This window comes from Bacillus sp. KNSH39, assembly GCF_052656585.1.
Map to the genome: position 1 here is coordinate 5341598 of NZ_JBQXYO010000001.1, position 19373 is coordinate 5360970.

General features: G+C 34.9%; 22 protein-coding genes and 1 riboswitch. Of the genes, 19 read left to right on the top strand and 3 right to left on the bottom strand.

Annotated elements, in window-relative coordinates:
* The first annotated feature begins 9 nt into the window (after nucleotides 1-9).
* From resC to ACUL40_RS27485, 5 genes are all read left to right on the top strand, one after another.
* Complete coding sequence (resC, locus tag ACUL40_RS27465) at nucleotides 10-1167, top strand: cytochrome c biogenesis protein ResC (protein WP_000250083.1); 1158 nt, start codon at nucleotides 10-12, stop codon at nucleotides 1165-1167.
* Between the two features lie 303 nt (nucleotides 1168-1470).
* Nucleotides 1471-2187, top strand: coding sequence for a DNA-binding response regulator ResD (gene resD, locus ACUL40_RS27470; protein WP_000426861.1), 717 nt, complete (start codon nucleotides 1471-1473; stop codon nucleotides 2185-2187).
* Nucleotides 2187-3962: a sensor histidine kinase ResE gene (resE, locus tag ACUL40_RS27475; protein WP_229174189.1), complete on the top strand. Its 1776-nt coding sequence runs from the start codon at nucleotides 2187-2189 to the stop codon at nucleotides 3960-3962. The genes resD and resE overlap by 1 nt, the downstream gene beginning before the upstream one ends.
* A 136-nt stretch (nucleotides 3963-4098) precedes the next feature.
* Nucleotides 4099-4680, top strand: a complete 582-nt coding sequence (locus ACUL40_RS27480; protein ID WP_000781269.1) for a cob(I)yrinic acid a,c-diamide adenosyltransferase — start codon at nucleotides 4099-4101, stop codon at nucleotides 4678-4680.
* Between the two features lie 84 nt (nucleotides 4681-4764).
* A complete protein-coding gene (locus ACUL40_RS27485; RefSeq protein ID WP_000866117.1) occupies nucleotides 4765-5379 on the top strand; it encodes a peptidoglycan DD-metalloendopeptidase family protein in 615 nt (204 codons plus the stop codon).
* A 164-nt stretch (nucleotides 5380-5543) separates the two neighbouring features.
* On the opposite strand, the gene ACUL40_RS27490 is transcribed toward ACUL40_RS27485, so the two are convergent.
* The gene (locus tag ACUL40_RS27490) at nucleotides 5544-6230 is read right to left on the bottom strand and encodes a hypothetical protein (protein WP_000710837.1); all 687 of its coding nucleotides are present in this window, start codon (nucleotides 6228-6230) and stop codon (nucleotides 5544-5546) included.
* 248 nt (nucleotides 6231-6478) lie between these two features.
* Nucleotides 6479-6618, top strand: a riboswitch (FMN riboswitch).
* A gap of 162 nt (nucleotides 6619-6780) precedes the next feature.
* Here ACUL40_RS27490 and ACUL40_RS27495 point away from each other — a divergent pair.
* The gene (locus ACUL40_RS27495) at nucleotides 6781-7359 is read left to right on the top strand and encodes an ECF transporter S component (RefSeq protein WP_000810855.1); all 579 of its coding nucleotides are present in this window, start codon (nucleotides 6781-6783) and stop codon (nucleotides 7357-7359) included.
* Nucleotides 7360-7480: 121 nt separating this feature from the next.
* On the opposite strand, the gene ACUL40_RS27500 is transcribed toward ACUL40_RS27495, so the two are convergent.
* On the bottom strand, nucleotides 7481-7729 hold the full coding sequence (locus ACUL40_RS27500; RefSeq protein ID WP_001151993.1) for a ferredoxin: 249 nt from the start codon (nucleotides 7727-7729) through the stop codon (nucleotides 7481-7483).
* Nucleotides 7730-8027: 298 nt separating this feature from the next.
* Between ACUL40_RS27500 and ACUL40_RS27505 the strand changes: the two genes are divergently transcribed.
* From ACUL40_RS27505 to ACUL40_RS27560, 12 genes are all read left to right on the top strand, one after another.
* Nucleotides 8028-9089, top strand: coding sequence for a helix-turn-helix domain-containing protein (locus ACUL40_RS27505; RefSeq protein WP_001167004.1), 1062 nt, complete (start codon nucleotides 8028-8030; stop codon nucleotides 9087-9089).
* Entirely contained in the window at nucleotides 9079-10608 is a 1530-nt protein-coding gene (recQ, locus tag ACUL40_RS27510; RefSeq protein WP_000762973.1) for an ATP-dependent DNA helicase RecQ, read from the top strand. The genes ACUL40_RS27505 and recQ overlap by 11 nt, the downstream gene beginning before the upstream one ends.
* A complete protein-coding gene (locus ACUL40_RS27515; RefSeq protein WP_001025780.1) occupies nucleotides 10608-11171 on the top strand; it encodes a CPBP family intramembrane glutamic endopeptidase in 564 nt (187 codons plus the stop codon). Before recQ ends, ACUL40_RS27515 begins: the two co-directional genes overlap by 1 nt.
* Nucleotides 11172-11193: 22 nt before the next feature.
* Complete coding sequence (locus ACUL40_RS27520; RefSeq protein WP_001231553.1) at nucleotides 11194-11673, top strand: LysM peptidoglycan-binding domain-containing protein; 480 nt, start codon at nucleotides 11194-11196, stop codon at nucleotides 11671-11673.
* Nucleotides 11674-11739: 66 nt separating this feature from the next.
* Entirely contained in the window at nucleotides 11740-12516 is a 777-nt protein-coding gene (locus ACUL40_RS27525; RefSeq protein WP_000637791.1) for a metallophosphoesterase, read from the top strand.
* Nucleotides 12516-13391 carry a MerR family transcriptional regulator gene (locus tag ACUL40_RS27530; protein WP_001142719.1) on the top strand — a complete coding sequence of 292 codons (876 nt, stop codon included), beginning with the start codon at nucleotides 12516-12518 and terminating at the stop codon, nucleotides 13389-13391. Before ACUL40_RS27525 ends, ACUL40_RS27530 begins: the two co-directional genes overlap by 1 nt.
* Nucleotides 13392-13468: 77 nt before the next feature.
* Nucleotides 13469-14077 (top strand): genetic competence negative regulator, encoded by a 609-nt coding sequence (locus ACUL40_RS27535; RefSeq protein ID WP_001235402.1) that lies wholly within the window; start codon nucleotides 13469-13471, stop codon nucleotides 14075-14077.
* 311 nt (nucleotides 14078-14388) lie between these two features.
* Nucleotides 14389-15675, top strand: coding sequence for an NAD-specific glutamate dehydrogenase (gudB, locus tag ACUL40_RS27540; protein WP_000225173.1), 1287 nt, complete (start codon nucleotides 14389-14391; stop codon nucleotides 15673-15675).
* Between the two features lie 80 nt (nucleotides 15676-15755).
* The gene (locus ACUL40_RS27545; RefSeq protein WP_000426763.1) at nucleotides 15756-15965 is read left to right on the top strand and encodes a hypothetical protein; all 210 of its coding nucleotides are present in this window, start codon (nucleotides 15756-15758) and stop codon (nucleotides 15963-15965) included.
* A gap of 92 nt (nucleotides 15966-16057) precedes the next feature.
* Nucleotides 16058-16294, top strand: a complete 237-nt coding sequence (locus tag ACUL40_RS27550; protein ID WP_001983018.1) for a DUF3961 domain-containing protein — start codon at nucleotides 16058-16060, stop codon at nucleotides 16292-16294.
* 79 nt (nucleotides 16295-16373) lie between these two features.
* The gene (locus ACUL40_RS27555) at nucleotides 16374-16904 is read left to right on the top strand and encodes a peptidoglycan recognition protein family protein (RefSeq protein WP_001240655.1); all 531 of its coding nucleotides are present in this window, start codon (nucleotides 16374-16376) and stop codon (nucleotides 16902-16904) included.
* A gap of 108 nt (nucleotides 16905-17012) precedes the next feature.
* A complete protein-coding gene (locus tag ACUL40_RS27560; protein WP_001168522.1) occupies nucleotides 17013-17993 on the top strand; it encodes a YpdA family putative bacillithiol disulfide reductase in 981 nt (326 codons plus the stop codon).
* A 35-nt stretch (nucleotides 17994-18028) separates the two neighbouring features.
* Here ACUL40_RS27560 and ansA read toward each other — a convergent pair whose 3' ends face one another.
* Nucleotides 18029-19003 (bottom strand): asparaginase, encoded by a 975-nt coding sequence (gene ansA / locus ACUL40_RS27565; protein ID WP_000822010.1) that lies wholly within the window; start codon nucleotides 19001-19003, stop codon nucleotides 18029-18031.
* A 180-nt stretch (nucleotides 19004-19183) separates the two neighbouring features.
* Between ansA and ACUL40_RS27570 the strand changes: the two genes are divergently transcribed.
* On the top strand, nucleotides 19184-19357 hold the full coding sequence (locus ACUL40_RS27570) for a YpfB family protein (protein WP_000738059.1): 174 nt from the start codon (nucleotides 19184-19186) through the stop codon (nucleotides 19355-19357).
* Nucleotides 19358-19373: the final 16 nt, after the last annotated feature.

A 19373-nucleotide genomic window follows, 5' to 3' on the forward strand; every position in this document is an offset into this window, starting at 1 on the left:
GGAAACGATATGGTGCAAATAAGTAGTAACTTTCTCTTTACCGCATTTATTTTATATTTAATTGCCACTCTATTTTTCGGGGGAGCAATTAAAGAAAAGGGTCATAAATGGGCAAATGTAGGAATAACGATTACAATTTTAGGGTTTATTGCACAAACAGTATATTTTGTTACAAGGTGGATTGCATCAGGACATGCGCCAGTTAGTAACTTTTTTGAATTCGGTACATTTTTCGGCATGATGCTTGTAGGAGCATTTATTGTCATGTATTTTATGTACCGTGTAAGCATAATCGGACTATTTGCATTACCAGTTGCGCTTTTATTAATTGCCTATGCAAGTATGTTTCCGAGGGAAATATCTCCGCTTATTCCATCTTTAAAAAGTAATTGGTTACATATTCACGTGACGACGGCAGCAGCAGGACAAGCCATTTTAGCGATTAGTTTTATTACAGGTGTTATGTATTTATTGAAAAATGTAGATCAATCGACGAGAAGTAAACGTACATTTTGGCTAGAGACGGTAGTATTTACACTTGTTTGTACAGTTGGATTTATTGGAGTAACAACGGTATTTTCTAGTATGAAATATGAAGCGAAGTTTCAATGGATTGATAAAAATGAACAACAAGTGGAAATGAAATACAATCTTCCGGCTTTAGTTGGACCGCACGAAGGGAAGTTACTGACAGAAAATAAATTAGAACCGGCAGTTGAAGTTCCAGCGATTGTAAATGCGAAAAAATTAAATACTGTTATTTGGTCAGTGTTAGTTGGAACATTACTGTATATTGTATTAAGACTTGTTTTACGGAAGCGAGTATCGGCGGCACTTCAGCCGTTAGTAAAGAATACGAATAGTGATTTACTAGATGAAATCGGATATCGATCTATTGCAATTGGATTCCCAGTGTTCACATTAGGTGCATTAATTTTTGCGATGATTTGGGCACAAATAGCGTGGACACGTTTTTGGGGCTGGGATCCAAAAGAGGTTTGGGCACTTATCACTTGGCTCTTTTATGCGGCAGTATTACATTTACGCCTATCAAAAGGATGGCATGGAGAGAAGTCAGCTTGGCTTGCAGTAATTGGTTTTGCAATCATTATGTTTAACTTTATTGTAGTAAACTTAATTATTGCCGGTTTACATTCATATGCATAGAGAAATAAAATAGGGGAGTGCATGTCACTTTCCTATTTTATTTTTGTCAACTTTTCTTCTTTTTTGAGAAAAACATGACAAAGTAGCGGTTGATTTTGTAAAATGATGTCGAGGACATTATATGCTGTTCAAAAAAAATACATAGTTTTGGAAAAAAATTGAACAAAATTTATTATTCTTGTGAAGCATAATGTGGGAAGTGAAACATTTAGAAGATTGCTTAAATAAACGAGAATAGCGCAACATAATAGTTAAAGAAGGGTAGGTGTGAACCGCTGAGGTGAGAGTGCGCAGCGGGTAGAGATGGAAAATGAATCAAGAATTTTAATTGTAGATGATGAGGATCGTATTCGTCGTTTATTGAAAATGTACTTAGAAAGAGAACAATATACGATTGAAGAAGCAGATAATGGTGATACAGCTTTAGAAATGGCGTTGCAAAATGATTACGATTTAATCTTATTAGATCTTATGATGCCTGGTAAAGATGGCATTGAAGTATGTAAAGGGGTTCGTGAGAAGAAAGCGACACCAATTATTATGCTGACAGCAAAAGGTGAAGAAGTAAATAGAGTACAAGGATTTGAAGTTGGAACAGATGATTATATTGTAAAGCCATTTAGTCCACGTGAGGTCGTACTACGTGTGAAAGCGGTATTACGTCGTGCTGTACCAACAACATTCTTTACACAAGATACAACGACAAAAGATGTTACTGTATTCCCGCACTTAACAATTGATAACGATGCACACCGTGTTACTGCAGATGGTAATGAAGTAAACTTAACGCCGAAAGAATATGAGTTACTATTATTTTTAGCGAAAGCTCCTGATAAAGTATTCGATCGTGAGCAACTGTTAAAAGAAGTATGGCAATATGAATTCTTCGGAGATTTACGTACAGTTGATACACATGTAAAGCGTTTACGTGAGAAGTTAAGCAAAAAATCACCAGATGCAGCGAAAATGATCGTTACTGTTTGGGGTGTAGGTTACAAATTTGAGGTTGTGAACGACTGATGCTTTGGAGAAGTGTAGTAGGGAAGTTATGGATGACCATATTACTTCTCGTTTCGTTTGTTCTTGGATTTGTTGCGATTTTACTTTCACAGTTTTTTAGAACGTATTATGTTGATATGAGTGAAGCTAGGCTTCAAAAAGTTGCAACAAGTGTTTCAGAGTTAATTGAAGAAGGTGCCGATGTAAAAACGATTGAGAATATCGCTTACAAATTCTCTGACCCACTTTCAAGGATTATTATTGTAGAAGATGGTAAAGAAATCTCTTCTTCACCGAAACAAGAAGGGTTAGTCACTCTTACAATGGATGACTTAAAAGAAGATAAAGAATTAGCGGCTGTGTTTACAGACAAAAAAGAAATTAAGAATAATATTAGAAAAGCGTCTAATAGTAGGAAGAATAAAAACACCGAAAATGATATTATGATCGTCGGAAAACCAGTGCAATCAAAAAATCAAAGTGCAGTGTTCGTATATGAATCTTTACAAGTACCGATACAAGGTATGGAAAGAACAACTGATTTTATTTTCTTATCGGCTGGAATTGCGATTATATTAACAACTTTCTTTGCGTTCTTCTTATCTACTCGGATTACAGCACCGCTTCGTAAAATGCGTGAGGTTGCTTTTGAAGTGTCACGTGGGAAGTTTGATGCAAAGGCTCCTATGGTATCTCAGGATGAGATTGGTGAGCTTGCAACGGCCTTAAATCAAATGGGAAAACAGTTGAAGTTTAATATGAACGCCTTGCAACAAGAAAAAGAGCAGTTAGCAAGTATTTTGAGTAGTATGGCAGATGGGGTTATTACGTTAAATCAAGAAGGTGAAGTCGTTGTAATCAATCCGCCGGCCGAACATTTCTTACAAGTTTGGCAAGAAGAAAAAGAGATAGAGCTCAGTAAAAAACTACCTTCTGAACTTGTGGAATTATTCCATCTCGTTGTAGAAAGCGAACAACAACAAGTTGTTGAAATTAATTTACAAAAAGGAAACTATGTAGTTCTTATGACGCCGCTTTACAATCAAACGAAAATTCGTGGAGCTGTAGCAGTGCTGCGAGATATGACGGAAGAACGTCGTCTTGAAAAGATGCGTCAAGATTTTATTGCGAATGTATCACATGAACTTCGTACACCAATGGTCATGCTGCAAGGGTATAGTGAAGCGATTTTAGATGATATTGTGCAAACGAAAGAGGAAATAGATGAGTTTGTTCAAATTATTTATGATGAATCTGTTCGTTTAGGTAAACTTGTAAATGAATTGTTAGATTTAGCTCGTATGGAAAGCGGTCATGTAGAGTTACATATTGGTGAAGTGGATATACATCCGTTTGTTGAAAAAATTGGTCGTAAATTCCAAGGGATTGCAAAGGATAAAGAGGTCGCGTTAACGGTTGATTTCAAAGGTCCAATTGAACAATACCCGTTTGATGCAGATCGTATGGAACAAGTATTGACGAATTTAATTGATAACGCAATACGTCATACGAATGCAGGCGGACATGTAACGCTTGTAATTGATACGAAAAATAACGGTCTTATTTTTGAAGTACAAGATTCGGGTGCAGGCATTCCAGAAGAAGATATTCCATTTTTATTTGATCGTTTCTATAAAGCTGATAAAGCAAGAACACGTGGGAAAAAGGGTGGAACAGGACTCGGGCTTGCGATTGCGAAAAATATTGTTCAAGGCCATGATGGTAAAATTTCTGTATCAAGTGTTGTTGGAGAAGGAACTACATTCTCTGTACATTTACCGAATCGTATAATTTAGATATGCGTTTTTAAAGTTGATAATGAATAAAGTTCTGCTGGTTTTTATTTTTTTGTAAACTCAATTAAATAAAGAATGGTAGAACTTTTTTCTATGTTGCTCGAATAAAGAATAACAAGAGAGGTGCTGTGAAGAAATGAAATTATATACAAAAACAGGAGATAAAGGAACGACAAGTGTAATAGGTGGCAGGGTTGATAAAGATGATATCCGTGTGGAAGCGTATGGAACAATAGACGAGGCAAATTCTCATATTGGATATGCAATGACTAAGCTTCAAGGCGGGGCTTTTATAGATATTTACAATGAGCTCGAAAATATTCAACATGAACTATTTGATTGCGGAGGAGACTTGGCAATAGTGGAACAAAAAATTCCTTATAAAGTGACAATTGTGATGGTTGAAAGTTTAGAAAGAAAGATTGATTTATATATAGAAGAAGCCCCGCCACTAGAACGCTTTATTTTGCCAGGTGGTAGCGAGGCAGCGGCTACTATTCATATTGCACGTACTGTTGTAAGGAGAGCAGAACGCTCTATAGTATCATTGCAAAAAGAAGTGAAAATAAATGAAGTTGTATTAAAGTATGTAAATAGATTATCTGATTATTTGTTTGCGATAGCTCGAGTAATAAATGCCCGATTACAAGTGAAAGATGTGGAGTATAACCGTAGTGCAGTAGTTTTTCGTGATAAGAAAGAGAAGGAAGTGGAGTAATTCACTTTCTTTTTTTGTATACTTTTTTCTGTAATATACCAAAATAGAGAAGGTATGGTGGTAATTAGAAAACGGAGGATGTATATGAAAGTTTTAAAATGCGGTGTCATGTTATTGAGTATACTGTTTGTATCTCAATTACATGTTTATGCAGAAGAAAATCGATGGACATGGCCTGTTGAAGGTCAGATAAGTGATTATTTTGGGACAAGGCATGGAAAACACTATGGTATTGATGTAGCTGCGCCGATTGGAACGCCTGTGGCAGCTATCCAAGATGGTAAGGTAACGAGGTCTTATTATTCAAGTAGTTATGGAAATGTTGTATTTATTAAACACGGAGAATATGAGGCTGTATATGCACATTTAAATAAGAGATATGTGGATCAAGGAGATTATATTTCCAAAGGAGAAAAAATTGGAGAAGTAGGGAACACGGGAGAATCGCGAGGTGCGCACTTACATCTAGAACTTCATCAAGGAAGATGGACGATGGCGAAAAAGAATGCGATGAACCCATTGCTTGTTTTAAGTGAACAAAGAAATGAAGTTGTTTCTTCGTCATTATATGTCGTACAAAAAGGGGATACTTTAGTTAGTATTGCACGGAAATTTAGTATGACACTTAAGGAAATTAAAGAAAAAAATGGATTGCAGCAAGAGCTAATTTATCCTAATCAACAATTATATGTTAAGTAAAGGAAACGCTTCAAAAATTAAACTTTGAACAAATTTATGTTCTTCTTAAATAAGATTCAATGTAAATGAAATTATATGGGCGCTTTTGCTAGAACTATTGAGTGAATCAGAGCATCTATATCTAAAAGAAAACCGTCCCAAAATTTATTTTGGGACGGCTTCTTTTACCAAAAAATAAAGACACATATAAATCCAGAAATAGCTAAATAGCTGTATAAGTAAAAAACTTTTGTTCTTGTTTTCTCTTTTGTTCGAAACAGTACGATAGTCGGTTCAATTAAACCGATTGTCAAACAAAGTAGGCCAAGAAGCATACAACCAATCGAGATAGAATACAGGGCGATTTGTGGTGCTTGAAATGGAATCATCCATTTTAATAAAAATGCAATAAGTGCAGTGTAACAAATACTACCGATGTATTTATTCAGTGGTGTATTAGAACGAAAACCAGGAAGTTTTTTTAAGAAAGAGCGGGAAACAACTTCTGTTTGTAAAGATGTATGCTCTTCAATAATTTTTTGAGCTTCTTTTCCTTTTTGAAAAAGAGATAAGATCCAATTTCGCTCACCCTGAAAAATAAATTGAGAAGTTGTCAAATAGTGATCAATCTTCACTTTATTCCAACTCTTCCACGGATGACGCTCACACAATTTTAATTTACTTTCTGTTTTTTTATCATACTGATAAATACTGATGCCATCTTCATCGAAAGTAGCATAGTATGTCTCGTTTGAGAATGTGCCTAAATCAATTGGGCAGTAGAAAAGTAATTCTTTTTTTAAGTAAAAGTATTCTTTTCTTAAGTTTTTTTTCATTGCTTCTCGAATAGAATGTCTCTTGTCTTTTTTCATGACATTTCCTCCATAACTCAGAAAATGTTCTTATCTTAACAATTCAATATCTTATCACTTTTAATTATATATGACTAGGTAATTCAAAAGAGAAATGCCGAATAATAAAAAATATGGATTGTATTGTAAAATATCTCGCAATTTATTTGTTGTTACGAAAAATAAATAACTAATTTTAAATAAGTTACAATTTTTTAGTTCACAATGTTATGAGGTTGTTGTATAATGAAGGGGAAAATAGAATATCGGTCTATCTTCGGGGCAGGGTGAAAATCCCGACCGGCGGTGATGAACTATTTATGATTTTGTTCTAAGCCCGCGAGCCGTTAAGGCAGGATTTGGTGTGATTCCAAAGCCGACAGTATAGTCTGGATGGGAGAAGATGGAGGTTCAAGCGTTCAAAAAAGATATGGATTTGAACGTCTGTTTGATGTGCCTTAAATTCTCCCTTTGTGTAAAACACAAAGGGTTTTTTCGTTCTATGAAAAAATAGGCATAGCAGAACCTTTCCACTTTCCATGAGATGATCGATGGAAAAGGAGAGAGAAAGATGAAACAAAAAAACAGTGTAGTGCAGATGGTGAGTGTAGCGATGCTAAGTAGTATTGCATATTTACTAATGATGTTGGATTTCCCGTTCCCAGGGCTTCCGCCATTTTTGAAAATTGATTTTAGTGATGTACCAGCTCTAATTGCGGCAATTATCTTTGGACCAGTAGCAGGAGTGATTGTAGAGGCGATAAAGAACATTTTACATTACGGGATTCAAGGAAGTTTAACGGGAGTACCAGTTGGAGAAATTGCAAACTTTATTGCAGGATGTTTATTTATTGGGCCAGCAGCTTTCTTATTTAGAAAGTATCGTACTGTGAAGAGTTTAACTACAGGATTAATGCTAGGGACAATTACAATGGCACTTATTATGAGTGTATTAAACTACATCATCATATTCCCGGCGTACACTTGGTTTTTAAATTCACCAGCTATGTCTAGCGAAGCTATAAAAACAACGGTTGTAACGGCAATCTTACCATTTAATTTAATTAAAGGGATTGTTGTAACAATTGTATTTGTAGCATTATTCTCACGCCTGAAAGTATGGGTGTTTGCAAAAATGAAAAATGCATAATATATACTAAAACCATTAGTAGTGTGAAACTACTAATGGTTTTTTATTAAGGAAAATAAAATTTAGATACAAAAAACGCCCCTCATCAATAGGAGGGGCGTTTTTTGAAGTTAATAAAAGACTATTCGAATTTTAAAGCGTCTCCGTCGAATGATTCGTCAGCAACTTTAATTGAGTCAGTTGGACAGCCTTCGAATGCATCCATCATATCTTCAATTAATACATCTGGAATTTCAACGATACCTTGGTTATCATCTAATGTTACAAATGCAATACCTTCATCATCATAGTCATAAATGTCTGGTGCAGCAGCGCCACAAGCACCACATGCAATACAAGTATCTTTATCAACGATTGTATATTTTGCCATCTTTTTTCCCTCCTGATAATATGTATGTGAAAAGCTCGCCATAAAAATTATAACCTTATTGTAAAACGGTTTGTAAAACTTTTCAACATAAAATTATAATGATAATGCTTATCAATTAGAGTGTCAACTTATTTTTGAATTATGTCATAAGATTTTCAAAATACGTAAATATGATTTCGTTTGATACAATAGAATATATACAAGTATATAGTTCTTATATGATAAGTTTAATGAGCGACAGTAGATAGTGTAATTGTACTGAAAAGAATGAAGTTAAGATTGGAAGGTGGAAGCGGTCATGCAAATACAATATACTTTGTTGCATTGTTTAAAACAATTGAATGGTGAAAGAACCGTTTCTTCTATTTATTATTTACTAAAGGGCAAACGTTCTTCGCAAACTTTACAAGATGGAAATATGTTCCGAATTTCTTTTTTGTTCGGAATATATAAATCATTAAATAGAAATGACTATGATGGTGAAGTTGCAAAGTTGTTGCAAGCGGATTTTATTCAAGAAATACATGAAAATACATATGTGTTAACACCTACGGGTAAAATGCAGTTACATAAATGGGAGGAAGTTTATGCTTTTCCGGCGCATTTGCATGGTTTACATTATGGTGAATTAGGTGAAACATTTTGGAAAAGATTATCATTAATTATTCAAACCATATCAAATTTACAACAGAATAATACGAGATTTATTCCAATTCAGCAAGATACAGAAATAATGATGTGGGTGAAACGTTTTCTAACAGGAAGGCCATATAAGAGAAGTGAGTTGGCGAGAAAACTATGGACGGAAGTACATAATCTTTTAGAAAAGAGTAATGCGATAGAAGCGACGATTGTAACATATCGATTAACGGGTTATGAACGCATTGGTTGTACATTGCAACAATTAGCAGAAATTACGAAACAAGATATATTCAGGGTGTATTTTTTATTTTGGGGTACAATACATTTCTTTATACAAGAAGTTCGTGATAAAGAAAATGAATTTCCACTATTAGCTGAAATTATATCTTATCCAAATGAGAGAGCTGAATTATTTAGTTTATCCACGAAAAAAACATATAATTTTTGGAGACAAGGACGTTCTTTAGAAGAAATAGCGACGATTCGGAATTTAAAGGTTGCAACGATAGAAGATCATTTTGTTGAAATTGCTTTGCGAGAAAAAGATTTTTCTATTGAAATGTTTATGGAAAAAGAAAAGATAGACAAAGTAATAAAAGTAATTGAAGCATTGCAAACGCGGAAGTTACGTGTTTTGAAACAAGCGGTTGGAGAAGATATCTCTTATTTTGAAGTTCGTCTTGTATTAGCGCGGATGGAGGGTGTAAATGAAACTTGAAGAATATTTATATAAGTGGTTTGGATATTCTGAATTTCGTCCAGGTCAAAAAGGAGTAATTACAGATTTATTAGAAGGAAAAGATGTGATAGCAATGCTTCCGACTGGAAGAGGGAAATCTATGTGCTATCAGTTTCCGGGGCTTATGCGAGAAGGAACAGTGCTTGTTGTATCACCGTTATTATCTTTAATGGAAGATCAAGTGACACAATTAAAGTATGTTGTGAAAAACCGAGTGATAGCATTTAATAGTTTTCGGACATTAAATGAAAAAAGAGAAGCGATGAAAAAATTATCTTCATATAAATTTATTTTTGTTTCACCAGAGATGTTGCAGTCGGAGTTATTAATTAGGGAATTGAAGAAAATTCATATTTCATTATTTGTTGTTGATGAGGCTCATTGTATTTCTCAATGGGGTTATGATTTTAGACCGGACTATAAAAAACTAAATGTAGTTATTGAAAATATTGGTTCTCCTACAGTATTAGCATTGACAGCCACAGCGACAAAAGGGGTACTGCAGGATATCGCAGATAGTTTAAATTTAAAGGGTGCCGCGGAACATGTATACTCTATTGATCGTCCTAATATTGCAATGGATGTGCAATTTGTAGAGACGATAGAAGAAAAGAAAGAGGCGCTTTTAGAGCAGGTGATGTATTTACAAGGGCCGGGGATTGTATATTGCTCAAGTAGAGCGTGGACAGAAAGGTTAACGGAATACTTGAGAGGGAAAGGTGTTACTGGTGTAGCTTTTTATCATGGTGGTATGGAACATGAAGAGCGTATGTTAATTCAACAGCAGTTTATGAACGATCAATTGCAACTTGTAATATGCACAAGTGCATTTGGTATGGGGGTAAATAAGGCGAATACGCGATATATTATTCATTTTCATTATCCAACTAATATAGCCTCTTACTTACAAGAAATCGGAAGAGCTGGAAGAGATGGCGAACCGAGTATAGCTATTTTATTATGTAGTCCGTTGGATCATGATTTACCAATTTCAATCATTGAGGATGAATTGCCAAGTAAGTCACAAATAAAATTTTTATTTTCTTTACTACAAGAAAGAATATTTCAAACGAAGGAATTACCAATAGAAGATGTAGAAGAAATTTGTTATAATGCAGCAAGATTTAATGAGCAATATTGGCGTTTCGTTCGTTATCATCTCGAACAGGTTGGAATTATACAACAACGAAGATTATTATTAGAAGGTTTGTCAGATGAAATCATGAACCGATTAATAGCTGAAGTAGAAATAAGGTTGCGTAATAAATATAGTGAGCTAGAAAATATGAAGTCATGGATACAAGTTAAAGGGTGTAGACGTGAATATGTGCTGCAACAGTTCGGTTATAGGAAAGAGCAAGAGTTAATTAATTGCTGCGATTATTGCGGTATTACCAAAGAAGATTATAAAAAAAGACGAGCGCAACAATCGGATTTCGACTATAATTGGGAAACAGAGTTACAAAAGCTTTTCGGCCTAGAAAAGATGGAGGAATGATGAACATTCAAAGGCATAATGTTGAAGATATGAGTCCGCAGGAAATAAGGCTGAATCTATATATAACACAGTTAATTATTATCGGTATTGGCTGTTTACTGGCATATATATTATTTCAAGATGTAAAAGAAGTCTTTAATTTATGGAAATGGGAACCAGTATCTATACTTATTATAGGTGGTTTGTTAGCGATTGGTATTGTGTTATTAGATTATGTTGCAATGCGAGTGTTTCCGGAGTCATGGTTTGATGATGGTGGTATTAACGATAAGATGTTTCGAGGAATGTCCGTTCTACACTTACTCGTTATTACGTTCTTGATTGGTTTTGCAGAAGAATTTTTATTTAGAGGTGTAGTACAGACTCATTTTGGAATTGTAATTGCGAGCTTCGTATTTGCAGTGTTACATATTCGTTATATAACAAAGCCATTTTTATTTTGTTTCGTCTGTTTTATTAGTTTTGTCTTTGGTTATGTATTTGAATGGACAGGAAATTTGTTTATAACAATCTTTGCACACTTTCTTGTTGATTTTATAATGGGACTCCAATTAAGAAAATAAATGGAAGGTGGTGGTGAACAACATGAGGAAACGAATTCCTGATTTTGAAGAGGAATTAGAAGTTGAGCGAGTGGAAGAAAAAGAAAGTTTACCGCCGCGTAGTGAAATTCATAGAAATAAAGAGAAAAAACAAAAGTTTAAAATAAATCACATTTTCGTCCGGGTTTTAACATTTCTATTCATTCTTCTGCCGATTAGTATTTTGTGGTACACGGATAAATATATTCAGGTGAAGGGTGATAGTAATAATGCTGGAAAAAGTGCGTTTGAAGTAATCTTCTTTGATTCAGCTAAATCTGAGTCGCAGAAACATTCTGAAAAAGTAATAACGCATACTGTGAAAGAGGGAGAAACTTTAGAAAGTATAGCGAAGCAATATTTTTCAGATGGAAATGGAATTGAAGTAATTAAAAAGTATAATAACTTGCAGGAAGATGAAGTGAGTGCAGGTCAAGAATTAAAAATTCCGATAAAAGATAAGTCCACAAAGCAAGAAAGCTAGCGAGTTAAGCGATCACAGTTTGTTATAAAAGCCTAGGATTATCTTTATGAGGAGGGAGTCAAAAATATGATATGGATTATATTATTCAGTACTCTCATAGGCATGGGGATTTTATTACTTTTTGTGATGTATAAAGAAGCGATGCGTAATACGGTGTTGGAACATACTTTAGTATTTAAAGAATTTCCGAAAAGTTTTCAAAAAGTAAATGTGTTTTTTATTTCTGATATTCATAGAAGGGTCATTTCGAATTTGTTAATTGAACAAGTAAAAGGAAAAGTAGATCTCGTAATTATCGGAGGAGATTTAGCAGAGAAAGGTGTCTCTTTATCAAAAATCTCTGCGAATATTCAAAAGTTAAGAGAGATAGGTCCTGTATATTTTGTGTGGGGAAACAATGATTATGAGATAGAATATCATGAATTAGATGCGTTATTATTAGAAAATAACGTAAAAGTTTTAGATAATACAAGAGTGGTATTTGAGTCTGAATTAGGAGAGAAAATTTGTTTGCTCGGTATAGATGATGTTGGATTGCACCGTGATCGTCTAGATTTGGCATTGGCGGATTGTAAAGAAGATGGTTTTCGTATCCTAGTTAGTCACAACCCTGATATAATAAAAAAAATGTCTGGAAATGAACAGATTTCACTTGTGTTAAGTGGACATACGCATGGAGGACAAATCCGATTATTCCCATCTAAAAAATATTTAAAAGGTGGCGTATATAACCATTTGAATACGATTCTCTTTGTTAGTAATGGGTATGGAACAACATTGATACCACTTCGTTTCCGAGCACCTGCTCAAACACATATCATTACATTGTGCGGAGGGAAATGATGCCAACTCTTAGTGGGAAATATAATATAAAAGCCGTTTCGAATATAATTGGAGTTCAGCCGAGTACGCTTCGTGCATGGGAAAGACGATATCAAATTATTGCCCCAAAGCGGAATCAAGCTGGGCATCGCTTATATACAGAAGAGCATATTCAAATTTTAAAATGGTTAATGGAAAAAGTTTCTTCCGGTATGATGATTGGACAAGCGGTTCAGTTATTAGAAGAGAATCGTTTGCAGAGTACAGTTCAAAAAGAGATACATTTCGATAAAGAAGTTGTTTTAGTGGACGATTTGCTACAAGCTTTGTTAAAATTTGATGAAATTACAATTGCTGCATTATTAAACGAAGCTTTTAGTATATATTCAACAGAAAAGGTTGTTGCCAGTATCGTTCTTCGAGTGACAGACAAATTATTAACGTCAAAAAATAATAATGAGATTTCAATGGTGCAATTTCAATATGCACTATCATTTTTACAAACGCGTCTAGGGATGGTGTATCACAATGCCTCAATGTTTTCCTCTTTACACAAAGTTATTGTGTTAGAAAAGGATGCATTGAAAGGATTTATTTTTTCAACTTATTTACGCTTAAAAGGATATGAGGCGATATATATTAGGACAAGCTTAGCTGAAGATGGTATGTTATCAGCGGTAGAGGAAATACAGCCGAAATATGTATTTATATCTTTTGCTGACGAACAAGAAATGAAAAAGACGATGAACTTTATAAATTTATTACAAGAAAAAAGGGAATCTCTTTCTGTTGGATTTATCGGAAATCTAGGCGTTCTAAACCAGTTGGACATTGAAACAATCTTAATTGGTGATACGAAAGAAGAATGGGATGGATGGTTAAAAATGTCGGAATAGTTGTTCGAAAAGAACCATCTATTTTCTATTTCATATAATAAAAATTAGATGCATTGGTTACGTAGGGAGGGTATGAGATGAGGCTGGAACGATTAAATTACAATAAGATAAAAATTTTTCTAACATTTGATGATTTATCTGAACGAGGATTAACGAAAGAAGATTTATGGAGAAATGCACCGAAAGTACAGCAATTATTTCGTGATATGATGCAAGAAGCAAATAAGGAATTAGGGTTTGAAGCAGATGGTCCGATTGCAGTTGAAGTGTTTTCTCTACAAGCACAAGGGATGGTTGTAATTGTAACGAAAGAAAATCAAGAAATGGATACAGATGATGAGTTCCGTGACGAGTTTATTGAAATGCAAGTGACTCTAGATGAAAGTGAGCATATATTATATGAGTTTGCTACGCTAGATGACGTAATTAACCTGTCGAATCGCTTATATAACCTTGGTGTAACTGGCGGAAAGCTATATACGTGGGATGAGCGCTTCTATCTTTGGGTGGAAGAAGAGGAACAAATTCAATTGTTAAAGGCGGATTTTATAGCTATTTTAGCGGAATACGGTAATCCGTCTACAGCAACCATTTACCGCATCATGGAGTACGGTAAAGAATTAATGGATGTTAACGCGATAGAACAAATACACAATTACTTTGTGAAAAAACAAAACCTCAGCTAATACAACATAGCTGAGGTTTTGTTTTTATTTGGAGAAGGGAAGGGATGATTGTAAATACTCGAACATACTTTTTGAAAATAAAATATGCAGTTTTATGGGAGGGTGGTTGATGAAAATAAAAAATATTTAAATATTTAAGTATTTTACTTTTCTAAAAGTAATAAAAGGACTATAATAATAGTGAAAACGCTTGCAACAGAAAATAGTTTGTATATATTTGTTAGCGTTTTCTATTGCATTCCAAATTTAAGGGTGTATACTAGGCAATGAAGGTTTACTAAACAAGTGAAATTACAGGGGGTTTACTTACTATGGTAGCCGAAAAGGGAACTCAAACAAAAACACAACAACAAAGGGAACAACATTTTGAACTATTGAATTCAACACAAATTGTTATTAGTGAAGCGTTAGAAAAATTGGGTTATCCAAACGAAGTATATGAATTATTAAAAGAACCAATTCGTATGATGACAGTGAAAATACCAGTTCGTATGGATGACGGGACTGTTAAAATATTTACAGGATATCGTGCGCAACATAATGATGCTGTTGGTCCAACGAAAGGTGGAATTCGCTTCCATCCGAATGTAACAGAAAATGAAGTGAAAGCACTTTCAATCTGGATGAGTTTAAAATGTGGTATTGTTGATTTACCATATGGTGGAGGTAAGGGTGGAATTATCTGTGATCCACGTGAAATGTCATTCCGTGAGTTAGAAAGATTAAGCCGCGGTTATGTACGAGCAATTAGCCAAATCGTAGGTCCGACGAAAGATATTCCAGCTCCAGATGTATTCACAAACTCTCAAATTATGGCGTGGATGATGGATGAGTATAGCCGTATTGATGAATTTAATTCACCAGGATTTATTACAGGTAAACCGCTTGTATTAGGTGGATCACATGGACGTGAAACAGCAACAGCGAAAGGTGTAACAATTTGTATTCGCGAAGCTGCTAAAAAACGTGGCATTGATATTAAGGGTGCACGCGTTGTTGTTCAAGGATTCGGTAATGCTGGTAGCTTCTTAGCTAAATTTATGCATGATGCAGGTGCGAAAGTTATTGCAATCTCAGATGCTTACGGCGCGTTACATGATCCAAACGGATTAGATATTGATTATTTATTAGACCGTCGTGATAGCTTCGGTACAGTAACAAAGCTATTTAACAATACAATTTCAAACAAAGAATTGTTAGAACTTGATTGCGATATTTTAGTACCAGCTGCAATTGAGAACCAAATTACAGAAGAAAATGCTAATGATATTAAAGCGAAAATCGTTGTTGAAGCTGCAAATGGTCCAACAACATTAGAAGCGACTAAAATTTTAACAGATCGCGGAATTTTGCTTGTTCCAGACGTGTTAGCAAGTGCTGGTGGTGTAACAGTATCTTACTTTGAGTGGGTACAAAACAACCAAGGTTACTACTGGACTGAAGAAGAAGTAGAACAACGTTTAGAAAAAGTAATGGTAAGATCATTTGATTCTATTTATGAAACAGCACAAGTTCGTAAAGTGAACATGCGCTTAGCGGCGTACATGGTTGGTGTTCGTAAAATGGCTGAAGCAAGCCGCTTCAGAGGTTGGGTATAAAATATTATATCTTGAGAAAACGTGATTTCCTTTCGAGGGAATCACGTTTTTTTGTTGAAGTATTAAATGAGGTGTTGTATATGGAGAATGAAATGCTGGAACGAGTAGAACAATTAGAAGAGAAGGTTAAGAGGTTAGAGGGAGAACTTGCAAGAACGATGAAAGCTCGAAAAATAAGTACCGTTCGGATGTTCGGGGAAGGGTTACTGTTTTTGGTATTTGGTGTGGTTGTAGTAGGGCCGATTATTGCCGTTGTAATCTCGATTTTTACTTGGCTTGCTGAAAAATAAAATAAAAATAAAAAGAACGCTTGTTCTATACGAACAAACGTGCTATACTCTCCTTAGATAAACAAAACGGAAATGATTTTAAGGAGAGATAAATGATGAAAATGACAGTAGACCAAAGATTTATGATGCCAGCAGATGTTGTAGAGCGAGTGGAAGTATTACGAAACAAACAAAGCAAGCGTGGCACATTATTACAATCGGTAAATAAATTTTTCGGTTTAGATACGAAAGAAGATTGTGTTTGGTTTTACGGTTTTTATGGAGTGGCTGTAAGTATCTTGTTGTTTATGGTGTTCACTTCAAATATTTTCGATTTTCTCTTCGCGTAAGAAATATGCGATAAGGACATTGCTACCGAATACATATATAAGGAAGTAAGGTAATCTTCTAGAGCGGGAGTTGGTAGCAATGGCGATGTTTCCTATAGAGCGCAACTATATTGGATATGGAAGTTCACGACCGGGGATTCCTCTGACTAAAGTGAGATTTATTGTAAGCCATGATACGGGGAATCCTGGAAGCAATGCGATAGGGAATCGAGATTACTTTAATGAATTACAACCGAAAGCTTCGGCGCATACATTTATAGATGATAAAACAATATTGGAGATTATTCCTATAAATGAAGTTGCGTATCATGTTCGATATGGTGTGCCGACGGATAATGACTTATATGGCTATGACGCGAATAAGGCGGCCATTGGAGTGGAACTTTGTTATGGTGGTGATGTTAACTTTTGGGAAGCATATAATCGTTTTACATGGTATCATGCGTATTTATGCCAAAACTTTGGCTTAAATCCGAAAAAAGATATCGTGTCACATAAAACGCTTGATCCAGCTAGAAAGATTGATCCTGAGAATGTATTAGGGAAACAAGGTATTAAATTTCAGCAGTTTTTAGCAGATGTCTATCGGATGTACGTTTCGTTTAGATGACAAATATATGAAAAATGAATACAATAAAGATAGGTGCCTACTGCTGTAAGTAGGTTTTTTCTTGTTTTTATAAATAGTGTATTGGTAGAAGACTAGGAGTGGACGAGTATGCAGAAAGAAACAGTTATTATAATCGGAGGCGGTCCGTGCGGATTAGCGGCTGCAATTTCGTTGCAAAAGGTAGGGATAAATCCGTTAGTAATTGAAAAAGGAAACATTGTAAATGCCATTTATAATTATCCAACTCATCAAACATTTTTCTCTTCTAGTGAAAAATTAGAAATTGGTGATGTAGCTTTTATTACAGAAAATCGTAAGCCAGTTCGAAATCAAGCGCTTGCGTATTATCGTGAAGTAGTAAGACGTAAATCTGTACGTGTAAATGCTTTTGAGCGAGTGGAGAAAGTTCAAAAAGATGGAGAAGCTTTTCAGGTTGAGACGACAAAGCGTGACGGAAGTAAGGAAATATATATAGCGAAATATATTGTTGTAGCAACTGGATATTATGATAATCCAAATTATATGAATGTTCCAGGTGAGGAATTGAAGAAAGTAGCTCACTATTTTAAAGAGGGGCATCCTTATTTTGATCGAGATGTAGTAGTTATAGGTGGGAAAAACTCGAGTGTAGATGCCGCGTTAGAACTTGTTAAATCTGGTGCACGTGTAACGGTACTGTATCGTGGAAGTGAGTATTCACCAAGCATAAAGCCTTGGATTTTGCCGGAATTTGAGGCGTTAGTACGAAATGGTACAATTCAAATGCATTTTGGGGCTCATGTGAAAGAAATTACTGAGCATACATTAACGTTTACAGTTGATGGTGAAGCTCTTACAATCAAAAATGATTTTGTATTTGCGATGACTGGTTATCATCCTGATCATAGCTTCTTAACGAAGATGGGTGTTCAGATTGATGAAGAAACAGGACGTCCAATTTATACAGAGGATAGAATGGAAACGAATGCTGAAAATATTTTCATTGCAGGTGTCATTGCTGCTGGAAATAATGCAAATGAAATATTTATCGAGAACGGAAGATTTCATGGAGATGCGATTGCGCAAACCATTGCATCAAGAGAAAAATAAAAAGGAGCTGTCGGGAAAACCTCGACAGCTCCTTTTTATTCGTGCATAAACATATTTTGAATGGATTCATGAGAATTTGTATTCTCTAATGCAACAAGTAATTTAATGCGTGCTTTTTGTGCATTTAATCCGTATGTGAATACAATGCCCATATCTTTTAAGTGTTTACCGCCACCTTCATACGAATATACGTCTTGAACGATACCGTTGAAACAGCGAGAAACTAATACGACAGGAATACCTCTATTTAATAATCTTTCTAGACTAGGTAGTGTTCTTGGAGGGAGATTACCTTGTCCAAGAGCTTCGATAACAATGCCGTCTACAGGAAGATTTTCGATTGCTGCTAATAATGTATCATCCATGCCAGCATATGCTTTTAGAACAACTACATTTTTAGACACTTTGTTTATCGTATATGTTTCGTGATGTACTAAAGCGTGATGGAAGACAACGCCGCGTTTTGTTACCATTCCAATTGGTCCGTATTGTGGGCTTTGGAATGTTGCAACATTACTTGTATGTGTTTTCGTTACATTTGTAGCGCAATGAATTTCGTCGTTTAATACGACTAAAACACCTTTTTCTGCAGCTTCATCACAACTAGCAACTTTTACAGCTGATAAGAAGTTATATAGACCATCAGCACCTAACTCATTGCTAGAGCGCATTGCACCTGTCACTACGATCGGAATAGTTGCTTGTACTGTTAAATCTAAGAAATAAGCTGTTTCTTCTAATGTATCCGTGCCATGCGTAATGACTACGCCATGAATGTTGTCTTGTTTTACTCTTTCATCAATGATGACTTGTAATTGTAACATTTCGCTCGGTGTCATATGAGGAGATGGTAGGTGGAACACATCTTCAACGATTAAATCAACATCGCCTTCTAAATCAGGAATGAATTTTAAAAGAGGATTTTTTTCACCTGGTTGTACGACCCCAGTTTCTTTATCTTCCTCCATTGCAATTGTTCCACCTGTGTGTAAAACTAGGATTCTTTTCAATGCTTATACCCCTTTCAAGTAAAAAAATACATTTAGAACATAACATGTTTTGAGTAAATTCGACAATGGAAATGTATAAAAGTATGCCTCGAAAATGACAATAAAATTAACTGCTATATGTACGATGTATAAAATCATGAAACGAAATGTGCAAATATAGTATAGGAGGGAAGAATTCCGGTGAAAAAGATGGAGAGAATTTTTATTCGTATATTAATAATGCAATTCATTTGTCTTTCTGTTGTGCAATTGTTATTTATACATAAGTCATCAGTGAAATATTTATCTAAAATTGTTTATTATGAGGGTGTCATGGTAAAAAACAAAGTGGAAATCTTGCAGGTGAATAGGTAGTTTTCATTTTCTTCTA

Excerpts from the sequence above, each read along its gene's own strand:
- resC (WP_000250083.1), top strand. The coding sequence starts at position 10 with ATGGTGCAAATAAGTAGTAACTTTCTCTTTACCGCATTTATTTTATAT.
- resD (WP_000426861.1), top strand. The coding sequence starts at position 1,471 with ATGGAAAATGAATCAAGAATTTTAATTGTAGATGATGAGGATCGTATT.
- resE (WP_229174189.1), top strand. The coding sequence starts at position 2,187 with ATGCTTTGGAGAAGTGTAGTAGGGAAGTTATGGATGACCATATTACTT.
- ACUL40_RS27480 (WP_000781269.1), top strand. The coding sequence starts at position 4,099 with ATGAAATTATATACAAAAACAGGAGATAAAGGAACGACAAGTGTAATA.
- ACUL40_RS27485 (WP_000866117.1), top strand. The coding sequence starts at position 4,765 with ATGAAAGTTTTAAAATGCGGTGTCATGTTATTGAGTATACTGTTTGTA.
- ACUL40_RS27490 (WP_000710837.1), bottom strand. The coding sequence starts at position 6,230 with ATGAAAAAAGACAAGAGACATTCTATTCGAGAAGCAATGAAAAAAAAC.
- ACUL40_RS27495 (WP_000810855.1), top strand. The coding sequence starts at position 6,781 with ATGAAACAAAAAAACAGTGTAGTGCAGATGGTGAGTGTAGCGATGCTA.
- ACUL40_RS27500 (WP_001151993.1), bottom strand. The coding sequence starts at position 7,729 with ATGGCAAAATATACAATCGTTGATAAAGATACTTGTATTGCATGTGGT.
- ACUL40_RS27505 (WP_001167004.1), top strand. The coding sequence starts at position 8,028 with ATGCAAATACAATATACTTTGTTGCATTGTTTAAAACAATTGAATGGT.
- recQ (WP_000762973.1), top strand. The coding sequence starts at position 9,079 with ATGAAACTTGAAGAATATTTATATAAGTGGTTTGGATATTCTGAATTT.
- ACUL40_RS27515 (WP_001025780.1), top strand. The coding sequence starts at position 10,608 with ATGAACATTCAAAGGCATAATGTTGAAGATATGAGTCCGCAGGAAATA.
- ACUL40_RS27520 (WP_001231553.1), top strand. The coding sequence starts at position 11,194 with ATGAGGAAACGAATTCCTGATTTTGAAGAGGAATTAGAAGTTGAGCGA.
- ACUL40_RS27525 (WP_000637791.1), top strand. The coding sequence starts at position 11,740 with ATGATATGGATTATATTATTCAGTACTCTCATAGGCATGGGGATTTTA.
- ACUL40_RS27530 (WP_001142719.1), top strand. The coding sequence starts at position 12,516 with ATGCCAACTCTTAGTGGGAAATATAATATAAAAGCCGTTTCGAATATA.
- ACUL40_RS27535 (WP_001235402.1), top strand. The coding sequence starts at position 13,469 with ATGAGGCTGGAACGATTAAATTACAATAAGATAAAAATTTTTCTAACA.
- gudB (WP_000225173.1), top strand. The coding sequence starts at position 14,389 with ATGGTAGCCGAAAAGGGAACTCAAACAAAAACACAACAACAAAGGGAA.
- ACUL40_RS27545 (WP_000426763.1), top strand. The coding sequence starts at position 15,756 with ATGGAGAATGAAATGCTGGAACGAGTAGAACAATTAGAAGAGAAGGTT.
- ACUL40_RS27550 (WP_001983018.1), top strand. The coding sequence starts at position 16,058 with ATGATGAAAATGACAGTAGACCAAAGATTTATGATGCCAGCAGATGTT.
- ACUL40_RS27555 (WP_001240655.1), top strand. The coding sequence starts at position 16,374 with ATGGCGATGTTTCCTATAGAGCGCAACTATATTGGATATGGAAGTTCA.
- ACUL40_RS27560 (WP_001168522.1), top strand. The coding sequence starts at position 17,013 with ATGCAGAAAGAAACAGTTATTATAATCGGAGGCGGTCCGTGCGGATTA.